The following is a 333-nucleotide window of genomic DNA, read 5'->3' as shown; positions in this document are numbered from 1 at the left end:
TTGTGGTCCCTCTGGCCCGGTAGCTCCAATGGGCCCTTGTAATCCCTGTATACCTTGTATACCTTGTGCTCCTGTCGCTCCGGTTGGACCAGCTGGACCTTGCAATCCTTGCACTCCTTGAGGTCCTGTCGCTCCAGTTTCTCCCTGTGGTCCCCTTAATCCTTGTGGCCCCTGCTGTCCTTCTGGTCCCGTTGCACCTATTGACCCAACGGGTCCTTGAATTCCTTGTACTCCTTGAGGTCCTGTCGGGCCCATCTCTCCCATTGGACCTTGTAACCCCCTTGGCCCTTGAGGTCCTGTCGGGCCTTGTGGACCGGTTGGACCAGTAATCCC

General features: G+C 57.4%; 1 pseudogene. It reads right to left on the bottom strand.

Features of this window, described 5'->3' with window-relative positions:
- Positions 1 to 333, bottom strand: a pseudogene (locus tag MR079_RS28595) (collagen-like protein); the annotation flags it as partial.

Source organism: Bacillus cereus group sp. BfR-BA-01381 (assembly GCF_022663555.1).
Classification (GTDB): domain Bacteria; phylum Bacillota; class Bacilli; order Bacillales; family Bacillaceae_G; genus Bacillus_A; species Bacillus_A pacificus.
This window is presented reverse-complemented; position numbering and strand designations above follow the sequence as displayed.